General features: G+C 60.7%; 11 protein-coding genes and 2 pseudogenes. 5 read left to right on the forward strand and 8 right to left on the reverse strand.

What is annotated here, in order from left to right:
• Nucleotides 1-332: 332 nt before the first annotated feature.
• From JQ600_RS31075 to JQ600_RS31100, 6 genes are all read right to left on the reverse strand, one after another.
• Nucleotides 333-1,451: a cobalamin-independent methionine synthase II family protein gene (locus tag JQ600_RS31075; protein WP_212390917.1), complete on the reverse strand. Its 1,119-nt coding sequence runs from the start codon at nucleotides 1,449-1,451 to the stop codon at nucleotides 333-335.
• Nucleotides 1,452-1,475: 24 nt separating this feature from the next.
• Nucleotides 1,476-2,189 carry an ABC transporter ATP-binding protein gene (locus tag JQ600_RS31080; protein ID WP_212263991.1) on the reverse strand — a complete coding sequence of 238 codons (714 nt, stop codon included), beginning with the start codon at nucleotides 2,187-2,189 and terminating at the stop codon, nucleotides 1,476-1,478.
• Complete coding sequence (locus JQ600_RS31085; protein WP_212263990.1) at nucleotides 2,182-2,934, reverse strand: ABC transporter ATP-binding protein; 753 nt, start codon at nucleotides 2,932-2,934, stop codon at nucleotides 2,182-2,184. The genes JQ600_RS31080 and JQ600_RS31085 overlap by 8 nt, the downstream gene beginning before the upstream one ends.
• Nucleotides 2,931-3,962 (reverse strand): branched-chain amino acid ABC transporter permease, encoded by a 1,032-nt coding sequence (locus tag JQ600_RS31090; RefSeq protein WP_212263989.1) that lies wholly within the window; start codon nucleotides 3,960-3,962, stop codon nucleotides 2,931-2,933. The genes JQ600_RS31085 and JQ600_RS31090 overlap by 4 nt, the downstream gene beginning before the upstream one ends.
• Before the next feature lie 6 nt (nucleotides 3,963-3,968).
• Nucleotides 3,969-4,838: a branched-chain amino acid ABC transporter permease gene (locus tag JQ600_RS31095; RefSeq protein ID WP_212263988.1), complete on the reverse strand. Its 870-nt coding sequence runs from the start codon at nucleotides 4,836-4,838 to the stop codon at nucleotides 3,969-3,971.
• 201 nt (nucleotides 4,839-5,039) lie between these two features.
• Nucleotides 5,040-6,212 (reverse strand): ABC transporter substrate-binding protein, encoded by a 1,173-nt coding sequence (locus JQ600_RS31100; protein WP_212263987.1) that lies wholly within the window; start codon nucleotides 6,210-6,212, stop codon nucleotides 5,040-5,042.
• A 373-nt stretch (nucleotides 6,213-6,585) separates the two neighbouring features.
• Here JQ600_RS31100 and JQ600_RS31105 point away from each other — a divergent pair, with 373 nt between their 5' ends.
• From JQ600_RS31105 to JQ600_RS31125, 5 genes and pseudogenes are all read left to right on the forward strand, one after another.
• On the forward strand, nucleotides 6,586-6,864 hold the full coding sequence (locus JQ600_RS31105; RefSeq protein ID WP_212263986.1) for a hypothetical protein: 279 nt from the start codon (nucleotides 6,586-6,588) through the stop codon (nucleotides 6,862-6,864).
• Nucleotides 6,865-7,049: 185 nt separating this feature from the next.
• A pseudogene (locus tag JQ600_RS31110) lies at nucleotides 7,050-8,183 on the forward strand (glycosyltransferase family 4 protein); the annotation flags it as partial.
• Between the two features lie 129 nt (nucleotides 8,184-8,312).
• Nucleotides 8,313-9,464, forward strand: a pseudogene (locus tag JQ600_RS31115) (glycosyltransferase family 4 protein); the annotation flags it as partial.
• A 149-nt stretch (nucleotides 9,465-9,613) separates the two neighbouring features.
• A complete protein-coding gene (locus JQ600_RS31120; protein ID WP_212390918.1) occupies nucleotides 9,614-10,564 on the forward strand; it encodes an NAD(P)-dependent oxidoreductase in 951 nt (316 codons plus the stop codon).
• Nucleotides 10,561-11,784, forward strand: coding sequence for a glycosyltransferase family 4 protein (locus tag JQ600_RS31125; protein WP_212390919.1), 1,224 nt, complete (start codon nucleotides 10,561-10,563; stop codon nucleotides 11,782-11,784). Before JQ600_RS31120 ends, JQ600_RS31125 begins: the two co-directional genes overlap by 4 nt.
• Nucleotides 11,785-11,813: 29 nt before the next feature.
• Here JQ600_RS31125 and JQ600_RS31130 read toward each other — a convergent pair whose 3' ends face one another.
• Together JQ600_RS31130 and JQ600_RS31135 are read right to left on the reverse strand one after the other, a co-directional pair.
• Nucleotides 11,814-12,668, reverse strand: a complete 855-nt coding sequence (locus tag JQ600_RS31130) for a class I SAM-dependent methyltransferase (RefSeq protein WP_212490257.1) — start codon at nucleotides 12,666-12,668, stop codon at nucleotides 11,814-11,816.
• On the reverse strand, nucleotides 12,658-13,227 hold the full coding sequence (locus tag JQ600_RS31135) for a DapH/DapD/GlmU-related protein (protein ID WP_212390921.1): 570 nt from the start codon (nucleotides 13,225-13,227) through the stop codon (nucleotides 12,658-12,660). Before JQ600_RS31135 ends, JQ600_RS31130 begins: the two co-directional genes overlap by 11 nt.
• Between the last annotated feature and the right edge of the window lie 37 nt (nucleotides 13,228-13,264).

The raw sequence follows: 13,264 nt of genomic DNA on the forward strand, positions 1-13,264 counted from the left end.
CGTGTGCACTTTGTTTTGTGCAAACCGCACGCGAGACCGCGGGTGCAGCGCGCACCCGGTCTTCCCTGCGCCCTCTGTTTGAAGAGGGCGGGAAGTTTCTGGCAAAGCTCGGGCGCAATGCGCCGCGAGAACGTCAAGGTGCGTTTAGTGCACGGTGCAACAAAAAGCACGGCCGTCGTCCCGGACTTGACCCGGGACCCATACGCCGCGGCAGTTATTGTCAAAGAAGGTCTCTAACGCCAGCGTTCTCACCGATAGGCCGCGGCGTATGGGTCCCGGCTCAAGGCCGGGACGACGGGTTGAGAGAGCCGGGACGACGCGGAGTTATGAACCTACTTCCCCCACACCTCGTTGGCGACATCGACCGCGAGCTTCAGCTTGGCCCACTGCTCTTCCTCGGACAGGATGTTGCCTTCCTCGGTCGAGGCAAAGCCGCATTGCGGCGATACCGCGAGCTGCTCGAGCGGCGCGAATTTTGCCGCCTCCAACAGCCGGCGCTTGATGTCTTCCTTGTTCTCGAGCTCGCCGAACTTCGAGGTAATGACGCCGACCACGACCACCTTGTTGCCCTTCGGCAGATAACGCAGCGGCTCGAAGCCGCCGGCGCGGTCGGAATCATATTCCAGGAAATAGCCGTCGTAATTGGTGCCGGCCAGCATGGTCTCCGCCACCGGCTCGTAGCCGCCGGAGGAAATCCAGGTGGAGCGGAAATTGCCGCGGCAGACATGGGTGGTGACGATCATGTCGGCCGGCCGCTCGGCCAGCGCGTAGTTGATGACGCGGGCATAGATCTCCTGCAGGCCGTCGGGATTGTCGCCGCGCTCGCGCGCCTTCTGCAACTCGTCCGGCGAGCACAGATAGGCCCACACGGTGTCGTCGAACTGCAGATAGCGGCAGCCGGCGTCGTAGAACGCCTTCACCGCCTTGCGGTAGGTCTTGCCGAGATCCTCGAAGAAGGTTTCCAGATCGGGATAGACGTCCTTGGAGATCGCCTTGCGGCCGCCGCGGAAATGCAGCACCGCGGGCGACGGGATCGTCATCTTCGCGGTGACATGCGCGGTGTCGCAATGCTTCTTCAGGAACTTGAAGTGATCGAGCATCGGATGGTTGTCGGGGAAGTCGAGCTTGCCGATGACGCGGATGGCGTCATGCCGGGTCTGGACGCCGGCGAACTGGATGCCCTGATCAGGGTGGTACAATTCGCAGCCGGTCAAATGGCTCAGAAAATCGAAATGCCACCAGGAGCGGCGGAACTCGCCGTCGGTCGCGAGCTTGAGGCCGAGCGAGGCCTGCTTGTGCACGACCTTTTCGATTTCCATGTCCTCGGCCTTGCGCAGGTCCTCGGCCGTAATCTCACCCTTCTCCAGTTTTGCGCGCGCCTCCTTGATGCGCTGCGGCCGCAACAGGCTGCCGACCTCGTCGGCACGGAACGGGGCTTTGGTTCGCTGCATGGTCTTACTCCCAAAGAAAGAAATCTAATGTGCGGCGCCGGCGACGCCGAGATAGCGTTCGAGCACCGCGGGATCGGCCTTCAACGCGCTGGAAGCCGCATCATGCACGATCGCGCCGCGTTCCAATATCACAACCCGGTCGGCCAACCCCAGAATCTTTTGGGCATTCTGCTCGACAATAATCGAGCAGATGCCCCCGGCGCGGGTAATGGTGCCGAGCGCCCGCAGCAGCTCCTCGACGATGATGGGCGCCAGCCCCTCGGTCGGCTCGTCCAGCAGCAGCACCTTCGGATTGAGCGTCAGCGCCCGGCCGATCGCCAGCATCTGCTGCTCGCCGCCGGAGAGCTGGTTGCCGAAATTACTGCGGCGTTCCTTCAGCCGCGGAAACATTTCGTAAACCCTGTCGACGGTCCATGGGCCGGGCTGGGCCACCGCGGTCATGTTCTCTTCCACCGTCAGCGAGCGGAAGATGTTGCGCTCCTGCGGCACCCAGCCGATCCCGGCCCGCGCCCGCTGGTCCGGCCGCATCGGCGTGATATCCACCCCGCCAAGCGCGACGGTGCCGCCGAAACGGCGCGTGATCCCGACGATCGAGTTGATCAGCGTCGTCTTGCCGGTGCCGTTACGCCCCAGCAGCGCCAGCACCTGGCCTTCGCCCAGCGTCAGCGACATGCCGGGCAGCACCACCGCCTCGCCGTAGCCGGCGCGAAGGCCGTTGATGGCTAGAAGATCAGACATCGGCGGCCTCGCCGAGATAGACCGCCTTGACCTGGGGATCGCGCGCCACCTCGTCCGGCGGACCCTCGACCAGCATGGCGCCGTTGACCAGCACCGAAATCCGGTCGGCGAACGAAAACACCAGATCCATGTCGTGCTCGATCAGAAGGACCGTAACGTCGCGCGGCAGGGCTGCGACCGCCGCCAGAATATCGTGGCGCTCGCTCTCGGGCACGCCGGCGGCGGGCTCGTCGAGCAACAGCACCCGCGGCTTGGTCGCGATCGCGACCGCGATCTCGAGCAGGCGCTGCTTGCCGTAGGGCAGCGTCGCGGTGAGCTCGTTCATGACGTCGAGCAGGTGAAAGCGCGACAGCGTCTCGGCGACCTCCTGGTTGACGTCGTCGCGCGTCCCCATCCGCCGCCACCAGTCGCCGCCGCGGCCGAGCCGTTCGGACACCGCAAGCCCGATGGTCTCCAGCGGCGTCAAATCGGCATAGAGCTGGTTGATCTGGAAGGTGCGCGACAAGCCGCGCAGCACCCGCTTGTGCACAGGCAGATCGGTGATGTCGCTGCCTTCGAGCAGGATGCGCCCGGCATTTGGCTGCAGCACGCCGGTGAGCAGGTTGATGACCGTGGTCTTGCCGGCGCCGTTCGGCCCGATCAGGGCATGGCGTGCGCCCTGCTCGACCCGCAGCGACAGATCGCGCGTGACCCGCAGGCCGCCGAATGATTTTTCCAGTCCTTTGGTTTCCAGCGCGATCGTCATGGCGCGTCACTTTCGGGAACGGCAACGACGGCTTTGCGCCCGGCGATTTTCCGGATCACGAGGTTCGGCAGCCACAACGCCCAGCGATGCATGCGGTCACGGCCGACCAGCACGATCACGACCAGCACGAGGCCGATCCAGAACAGCCAGTATTGCGGCGTGATGGTGGAGAAGAATTCCTGCAGCATCTTGAAGACAACCGCGCCGATCAGGCCGCCATAAAGATAGCCGGTGCCGCCGAGCACCAGCACCAGCATCAGATCGGCCGATTTTTCGAACGCGAACACGTCGAGCGAGGCCAGCGCCGTGGTCTGGGTGAACAGCGCGCCGGCAATGCCGGCGTAGAACGCGGCCAGCGTATAGATCGCGATCAGGCGGCGGTTGACCGGCACGCCGATGGCGGACGCCCGCAGCGGATTGTTCTTGATCGCGCGCAGCGACAGGCCGAATGGCGAGTTCACCACCCGGCGCGCGAGCAGGAACAGCAGGAACAGCACGATCAGCGAATAGAAGAAGCCGGTCTTGCCGAACATGTCGAAGGCGAACAGGCCAAGGATCGGCGCCATCTCGATGCCCTGCAGGCCGTCGGTGCCGCCAGTGATGTTGGAGAAACGCTCACCCAGCGCCTCCAGCAGCAACGCGATCCCGAGCGTCACCATCAACCGCGTCAGGTCGACGCCGCGGATCACCAGGAAACTGGTGAGAAAGCCGAGCACCATGGCGACGAGGCCGGCCGCGACCAATGCAATCACCGGTTCGGTGATGATGCCATGGAGCGCCAGCAGCCCGGCGCAATAGGCACCGACGCCGAAGAAAGCGGCATGGCCGAGCGACACGATACCGGCATAGCCAAGGATCAGATCGAGCGACAGCGCGAACAGTGCCAGTCGCAGGATGTCCGTCATGATCAGATAGCGCGACGGAAACAGGAATGCGCAGGCCAGCACCAGAACCCAGAACGCGATTTCGCCTCCGCGCCAGCGGGAGCGGGCCATGGCATGAGACGAGACTTCGGGAAGCGCGTTCATATCGGCTCACCGCGCCGCGGTGCGGCCGAACAGACCGTTCGGGCGCCAGATCAGGATCACGATCATGATGGTGTAGATGACGAATGGACCCATCTTGGGCACGTAATATTTGCCGGCGACGTCGCCGATGCCGAGCAGCAGCGAAGCCAGAAACGGCCCGGTGATGCTGGAGGAGCCACCGACGGTGACCACGATCAAAAAGTAGATCATGAACTTGAGCGGAAAATACGGATCGAGGCCAAGAATTTCGGCGCTGAGCGCGCCGCCCAGACCGGCAAGCCCGCAACCGAAGGCGAAGGTAAAGGCAAACACCTGCGGCACGTTGATGCCGAGGCCGCTGGCGGCACGGGGATCATCGACCGCCGCGCGCAAACGGCTGCCAAACCGGGTTTTCGCCAGGATCAATTGCAGCCCAACCGTGAGCAGGCCGCAGATCACGATGATCATCAGCCGGTAGCGGCCGATGCCGACGCCGAAGAAATCGAACTGGCCCTCGAGCGCCGCCGGCAGCTTGATGAAGATGCGCGACGATCCCATGATGTAATCGACCGCCGCCACCGACATGAAGGTGAGGCCGATCGTGAACAGCACCTGGTCGAGATGGCTTCGTGTGTAGAGATGGCGGTAGAGCGTGCGCTCCAGCGCCACGCCGATCACGGCGCTGACGACGAAGGCGAGCGGCAGCGCCGCAAAGAACGGCCAGCCGGAATTGTTGACCAGAACGGCGCAAACGTAGCCGCCGGTCATCGCGAACGCGCCATGGGCGAGATTGACGAAGTTCATCAGCCCCAGCGTCACGGCCAGCCCGCAGGCCAGCACGAACAGCAGCATGCCGTAGGCGACGCCGTCGAACAGGATGGTGAAGAGCGTGGTCATGAGATGGGCTTAGCCGAGATTAGCGACACGAAAGTAATTACACCGTCATGGCCGGGCTTGTCCCGGCCATCCACGTCTTCCTTTCGCTCGCCGAAGAAAGACGTGGATGCCCGGCACAAGGCCGGGCATGACGCAGAGCGAGAGCGGACGCGCGCCCCACGATGCGCAATTGCGCATCGGAGGATGACGCCGAAGCCGGCGTCACTTCTTCGTCTTGCCGGAATCCTTGACCGCCTCGAAGGTCGCGAATTCGACGTTGTAGAGTTCACCGTCGACCTTCTCTACCTTGCGGATGTAGATGTTCTGCACGATGTCGCGGGTTTCCGGATCGATCGAGATCGGGCCGCGTGGGCTCTCCCACTTCATGCCCTTCATCGCCTCGATCAGCCCATCGCCGTCGGTCTTGCCGCCGGTCTTCTTCAGCGCCTCATAGATAAGATGGATGCCGTCATAGCCGCCCACCGCCATGAAGCCCGGGCGCTGGTTATAGGCCTTCTTGTAGGCTGCGACGAAATCCTTGTTCATCGCCGACGGATGCGCGGCGGAATACAGATGCGCGGTGACGGTGCCGAGCGCCGCATCGCCCATGCCGTTGAGCAGATCGTCATCCATCACGTCGCCGGGGCCGATCACCTTGATGCCCGCCTTGTCGAGGCCGCGCTCGGCATATTGCTTCATGAAGTTGCCGCCCTGCCCTGCCGGCACGAACACGAACACGGCATCCGGCTTGGCATCCTTCATGCGCTGCAGGAACGGCGCGAAGTCCGGATTTTGCAGGGGCACCTTGACCTCTTCGACGATCTCGCCGCCGCCGGCGGTGAAGTTCTGCTTGAAGAAGTTCAGCGCATCGTTGCCGGGCGCGTAGTCGGAGGTCAGCGTCGCGACCTTCTTGATGCCGTTCTTGGCGGCCCAATCACCGATGATCGTCGACGATTGCGCCAGCGTAAAGCTGGTGCGCACGATATAGGGCGAACGCTCGGTGATGATCGAGGTGCCCGCCGCCATCACGATTTCCGGGACCTTGGCCTGGGTCGCCAGCGGCGCCGCGGCAAGGGCTGCCGGCGTCACGCCGAAGCCGGCGATGAAACTGACCTTGTCGTTGACGATCAACTCCTGGGCGAGGCGCTTGGTGTTGTCGGGGACCGCGCCGTCATCCTTCAGAATGACCTCAATCTTCCTGCCGGCGACGGTGTCGCCCTTCTGCTGCATGTAGAGTTTGACGGCGTTGTCGATCTGCTTGCCGGTCGAGGCCTGCCCGCCGGTCATCGGCAGGATCAGGCCGATCTTGACGGCGTCCTGCGCCTTGGCGGGTATAACAGCCAGCACACCGGCGACGGCGCCTGCAGCCAGCAGCAATTGACGACGAATAGACATGAATTTTCTCCCCCTGATCGGTCTTGTGCCTTGAGCCGAGTCCCCGGCCCTTGCCTCACCATAACCCAAATTTTCGGCCGGGTAGCGCCACGACATGGCGTCTCACCGCGGCTTGTTGTCAATCGGACGAAGGGCGCGTTTCCTTGGACGGGCACGTTCCCCGGCGGCGTCCCTGCGTCAGGTCGCTGGCAGTATTATAACACCGCCCCCGCTTCGAGACCCGCCGGCCGGCCCGACCGTCTCCGACCTTCGTTCCATTTGTACATTTGTACAAATAAAATGTTGGTGTCAACAAATAAGGGCAAGTCCTGCCCTGCCGTAAGGCGGCCTCAAATCCATCATCCTTAAAGGTCTAAGTTGTAACCTGCCGCCCATGTCGATCCCAGCCCGCCATATCCTTGTCCTCGTTGCCGTCGCGTTCGCGGCCTGCTCCCTGAGCGGCTGCGGGACCATCAACGAAAAAATTTCGGCCGGGGTCAGCGACGCCATTCCGGCCTGGGCCGGAGGCGTGCCGGCGGACGCGCCACCGCGGCCGGGCACCGCGAAGTACGACGAGTTCATGAGGGAACGCGAACGGAAACGCCTGCAGCCCGCCGCAGAACGCGGCGAGGAAGCAAAGCCTGCTTCATCCTCGCAGGACACAATTCGCTAACGAGACGATAAATACCATCTGCGAACCTTGGCAACAATGATGGCGTGATCCCTTCAGTTCGAAGCCCGAACGGCGTAGGGTGGCACGGCATTTCGACGCCCACGGCATCGATGTCCATTTCAATGTGGTATCAGCCCGAATGGGTGCGGGACCGCTCTAACAGCAGATCAAACGATGTGAGTTGCATGGCTTTCGCAACGACTACCGCGCGCCCGCGCTTGTTATACGTGGTAAACGAAGACTTCGCGTTTTTGCTCAACCGGCTGCCGATGGCGAGAGCTGCGCGCGCCGCAGGCTATGAAGTGCACGTGGCTACGCGCGTCGACAAAGGCGCAACAGCCATAGAAGCAGAGGGCTTCACGCTTCATCGGATCCCATTCCGCCGAGGCGGATTATCTCCATTTGCTGCAATACCGACCATCGCTGCGCTTCGACGGCTTGAAAGCAAGATCAGGCCGCAGATCGTTCATCACTCCGGTTTGCAATGCTGCGTGTATGGATCGATTGCAGCTTTGGGAAGAAGAATCCCGCTTGTTAACGCAATCACCGGCCTGGGCTACATCTTTACCTCGGTGACTTGGCGAACACGGCTTCTGAAACGAAGCATGGCTACTCTCCTTCCCTGGCTCTTCAACAGGGAGCAAAGCGTTGTTCTCGTCCAGAATCCCGACGATCTGTCCGCTCTCGAAAGCCTTGGAATAGAGCACGGTCGAACTGTCCTGATCCCCGGATCCGGCGTCGACACTGATGTGTTGCAGCCACTGCCGGAGCCGAGTGGCCCAATTACAATGGGGTTCGCCGGGCGCTTGTTAACCGACAAAGGAATTCGGGCGCTGGTAGCCGCCCACGGCATCTTGCGAGAACAAGGTCACGATATAAACCTGATCATTGCCGGTAATCCCGATCCAGCCAACCCCGCCTCGGTCCAGGTTGAAGAAGCGCAGGAATGGAGCCAGCGGCCGGGAATCACCTGGCTTGGGCACATCGACGATATCGTCTCGCTTTGGCAGCGTTGCCATTTTGCCGTCTTGCCATCGCATCGAGAAGGCCTGCCGATGAGTCTGCTGGAAGCGGCAGCCTGCGGCAGAGCGATGATTGCTACCGACGCTCCCGGCTGCCGCGAAGTTGTCATCCATGATCAGACCGGCGTCCTGGTGCCTATCGAGGATCCATTGGCACTTGCTGCGGCGATCCTTGGCCTGGCGAACTCGTCCCAGCTTCGCGACCGTTACGGACAAGCTGCGAGAAAGCTCGTCGTCGAAAAGCTGTCAGCCAAAATCATCGGGGCCTCAGTCGTCGAACTCTACGACGGGCTCACGCGAAATCGGCACCAGCATCGGGCGCCAGACGGATCGATACTGCCGATTCCCCAGGTGCAGAGCGCTGGGAAAATCCTGCTCGTTTCCCAGCATTATGCCCCGTTTCCGAGTACGACCTCGGCCTACATGACTGAGATCGCCGAGGAGTTGGCTCGCGACTGCGACGTCACCGTTCTGTCGGGCTCGCCCGGCTCCAACTCGAAGGCGCCCCCGAAGTCATCCTTCCCCACAATTATTGAGATAAAGAGCTGGTGGCCAGGAAAATCAGCGCTGGTTTCGAGATCGCTTGCCGCAGTCCTGTTCGCATTACAGGTGTTCTTTGCCATCCTGAAGCACGCCCGCCGCGAGGACGCCATCCTTTGCGTTACGACGCCTTTCACAGTTCCGTACGCCGTAACTGTAGCAGCGAGGCTCCGCAATATCCCCGCGGCACTTATTATTCATGACTTCTATCCGGACACGCTTGTCATGGCCGGTATTCTGCATCCCCGCTCCATAGTAACAAAAATCATGCGTTGGGCGAACTCTGTCTTGTTCAAATGGCTCGACGCTGTCGTCACCATCGGGCGCGACATGAATGTGCTGTTGATGGCCTATCCACGCATGCAGCCAAGCAAGATCGTCTTTATCCCGAATTGGCCAACGCTTCCTATTCAACATCGAGTTGTCACCGAAAATTCCTTTCGTATCCGCTGCGGAAGCAAATTTCTGGTGGCCATGTCTGGAAACGCGGGATTCACTCACGACCCCAACTCCGTGTTCGAAGCTGCTCGAATACTGGAACACAATACGGACATTCACTTCCTGTTTTCGGGCGAGGGCGTCGGCTGGACCACATTGAAGAAAAGGCAGGCGGCGACCCCCCTGCGTAACGTCACTTTGATTGAGCGCGTACCCGAAGCGGAGCTGGAAGAATTCTTGTCGGCTGCCGACATTTGGATAATCCCGTATCGTAAAAACAATACCGGCGTGTCTGTACCAAGCCGGATCTACAATCTGCTCGCTGTGGGACGACCAGTTATAATCTGCTCCGAGCCAGATGCGGAGGCTGCTCTTCTCGTGCAGGAACATGACTTGGGCTGGGTGGTACAACCCGAAGATCCTGCCGCAATTGCTCGTACCGTCGAGTTTGCAGCTTCGGCCGCCGGCAATACCCAAGAGAAGGGTCGGCGGGCGACCGAGATTGCCCGTAGCTATGCACGACCAACCGCGTTGAACTCATACCGGCAACTGATGCATCGGCTTCTGAACAAAGACGCTGCTGTGTCCGATGACAGATGAGATCGCTCGCAGCTCGGGACAAATCAGGGAACGCTAACGCCCCCGAAGGCATGACTTTTAGCTGTTGACTCTCGTAGAGGTTTATTTCTTATCCAGAGAGTGCGCTCCAATCAGCCATTCGAAACTTTTCACTCCAAGGCACGCTTGTTATGACTAAAGGTCTGGTTTTGGTAACGGGCGGGAACGGATACGTGGGCCGGGAGTTGGTGCGCCAGCTGATCGCCCAGCGAGATTGCGAAGTCCACGTATTGGACAATATGGCCAGCGGTGAACATCGTCTGGCGCAAATGGACGAGCAAGCTTTCGTACTGCACCGGCAGGATATCCGGGATGCGGATGCGGTTTCGGAATTGCTCAAGAAGATACAGCCGTCGATAATCTATCATTTGGCTGCAGTTCATTTCATTCCAGCATGCGAAGCCGAACCCGGGAATGCGGTCGCAATCAACGTGGCGGGAACCGTCAATCTGCTGAACGCAACCCCGGCCGGGACCAAGTTCGTCTTCGCTTCATCGGCCGCCGTCTACCGACCATTGCCCGACGCGCATCTGGAACGCGACGAAGACCTCGGCCCGGTCGATGTCTACGGCTACACAAAATTGCACGGCGAGCATTTTGTCAGGCATTACCACAACCAAAACAAGGTCCGCGGCATCATCGTCAGACTTTTCAACGTCGTCGGGCCCGGTGAGACCAACCCGCATCTCGTACCGGCGATCATCAGCCAGCTCGCTTCCGGTAACCACCAACTGGCCTTGGGAAACCTGTTCCCCCACCGGGATTACATCGACGTCAGCGACGTTGGTTCCGGATTCCGCGCGCTCGCCAGACACGATGATTTCGAGGGCGGCCCGCTGATTTCGAATCTTGGCACTGGCAACACACACTCCGTGGGTGACGTCGTCGCGACGATCGGAACAGCGGCCGGAGTGACGCTCGACATTCAACAGGACCCGCTTCGTATGCGCGCTGTCGATCGTCCGATGCTGAAGGCGTCAACCCAGAAACTGAAACAAATTACCGGCTGGACACCGTCTATTTCACTTGCCGAAAGCATGCATCGCGCATGGACAAATCGGATGGAGGATGGACTAACGTGACGGCCACCAAGCTGCGCGTTGGCGCGGTCGTCATCACACCACCGACATTCAAGGCAAGCGGAGGGGTATCGGCGGCGATCCAATTGACCGAGCGAATCGCAAAGCAGATCGACAGCCCGCTGTTGCTGATGGCCGAGGAAAACGGCGAAACCGTCGAGAACGGCCTGCGCATCGTTCGTCACAAAGCAGCAAATTCCCTCCTGCCCCTGCGGCGCGTTCTGCCCCGGCAAGCTGTCACTCTCGCATGGCGTGCGAATATCAAGCCGTGGCTTCGCGAGGGACGGTTCGATGTGGTTCATTTTCACAATCCACATCCACCGGGTGCGCTCAAGGCTGCGGCGCGGGCCTGCGACGAGCTAAAAATCCCCTACGTTATTTCAACGCACGGGTTCATCGAATTCAATGAATTCTCACAAGGCTTTGGTGCCCCTGCCTGGCAAAAGCCCTTGCTGGAATTGCTGGTGCGTCGGCCGGTGGTACACGTGGCGCAGAACGCAGCGAGAGTCCTGATGCTCTCGCCCCAGGAGGAACCCATTCTATCCGGCATGGGGGTCCATCCTCGCAATCTTCGCGTCGTATCCAATGGCGTGGACCCCTACTTCACGATTCCTGTTTCAGAGGCCGAGCGGCAACGACTGGTCGCACGCTTCGCTCTTCCGACGGACCGTCCACTCATGCTGTATGTGGGTAACCACACGGCAAACAAGGGCCTGGACGTACTGCTCAGGGCCCTGCCCCTGATGCGCGAAAAGGCTGTGGCTGTTGTCGCCGGTGCTATCCGCTCGCAGAAGGAGCATGCGCAGCTGCTTGCTGACAACGGCATGCCTGCCGGCAGTGAAAAGATTCTATTCACCGATTTCATCACCCGCGAAGAATTGCGCGCCCTCTATCAGAGCGTCGACTTGTTCGTCTTTCCTTCGCGCGCCGATACGTTGCCACTTGTCATTCTGGAAGCCATGGCCAGCGGCCTGCCGGTCGTTTCGACCTTGATTGGCGGAATTCCATTCGAAGTTTCCGCCGACACAGGGATCTTGATGAAGCCCGGCGATCCCGCGGCACTCGCTTCGGCGCTGGACCGGCTGTGTGCCGACCAACCGCTCCGCAAGGCGATGGGCGATGCCGGACGCGCACGTGTCACTCAGCTCTTCAACTGGGAGAGATCGGCAGAACAGGCCGTGGCCATCTACGACGATGTCGTTTCCAACAAGACGTCGCAATAGTTCTTAATGAGAGATGGCCGACATTGGCTTCATTGCCCCGGCTTGTATCCCACAAACGAATAGAGTCGACCGGGCCGGTTGTCGAATTGTTCGGCGATCAACAGCATGAACCTGAATATGCGGTCATGACTCAGGAGCGCCCGCCAGCCCGGGAGGGGAAGCTTGGCCGAAAGCCGTGAGACTACAGCCGATCGCAAGCTGTCAATGGTGTAAGGAAACAAGTTGATCGGGCTTGTAAGGGGCGGAAGTATCTCGAGCGGCTCAAAGCCGGCAGCGCGCAACGCGCCAACGTACCGATCAAGACGAAAGGCGTTTTCACCGCCATAGAGCCGATGCAGCGGATGCTGGTCCAGGAACTTCTGAAGGTCGGAATCACGGCTAATGACGTGTTCGCGGGCGGCAACCGCAATGCCACCCGGTTTCAGCACGCGATAGATTTCACGGCATGCAGCTTCCAGATTGGTCGTGTGATGAAGCACCGCTCGCGCAAACACCACATCGAAGCTCGCATCAGCAAACGGCAGCCGCTCGGAAACTTCCTCGACGATGTCAATGGCAATTCCGGCATCGCGTGCGAGCATGCGTATCGCCGCGGCGCCAACAATCTTGCTCGGGTCGGGCTCAAGCGCCGTGACTGCGAAACCATCACGGGCCAGTGCGTAGCTGGCGATACCACGGCCAGCTCCGATATCGAGCGCTCGGCCACGACGACCATGCAAAATTTTGGAGACGGCGCGCCACTCTTCCGATGCATGGTAACGCGCCGCGGCATCCACCAATGGGTCATCGTAGTATGCGTCGCGCGCAACTTGCTGCTGCTCGGGTTGATTTCGAAACCAGACGACCGCCTCTTCCCAGGACGACAGCTTGGGATCAGCGTTCATCGGGCGATAGCTCCCTGACAACGACCGCGGGATTTCCCGCTGCGATCGAGAACGCCGGCACATCCCTGGTCACGACCGCCCCGGCCGCGACGATCGCACCTTGCCCGACGGTGACGCCGCGCAGCACAAAGGCACCCGCGCCTATCCAGGCGTCGTCGTGAATCGTAACAGGCTGCTCGCCCAACGCCAGCTTACGCGGATGGCCACGCTCAAATATTTCCTTGGCCTGCTGGTGTCGTTGCGAGGCTTGCAGCGGATGCGTAAGGTTATCGAATATGTTGACGGAATGAGAGATCAGAACGCGATGTCCGATTTCGATCGATACCGCGGACCAAATGCGAGTTCCGTCTCCGACATAGCACCAATCGCCCAGCACAATTCTTCCCCCGTGCCCGAACGTCATCAGCTCGCCGCGCACAAATGTATCGCTGCCAATCAGAATACGATCGGAGTCGCCGGCGGCATTTTTGATGCGTGCCGCTTGACTGAGGCGCGACCTGGCACCGACCCTGCAGGTTGCACGCCCCAGGATCTGCTGGGCTAGACGATGAAGGTTCATGGAGTTCAACTGCGCTATTGGCCGGGAGTAATTAGCA

Source organism: Bradyrhizobium sp. AUGA SZCCT0176, assembly GCF_018130145.1.
Lineage (GTDB): Bacteria > Pseudomonadota > Alphaproteobacteria > Rhizobiales > Xanthobacteraceae > Bradyrhizobium.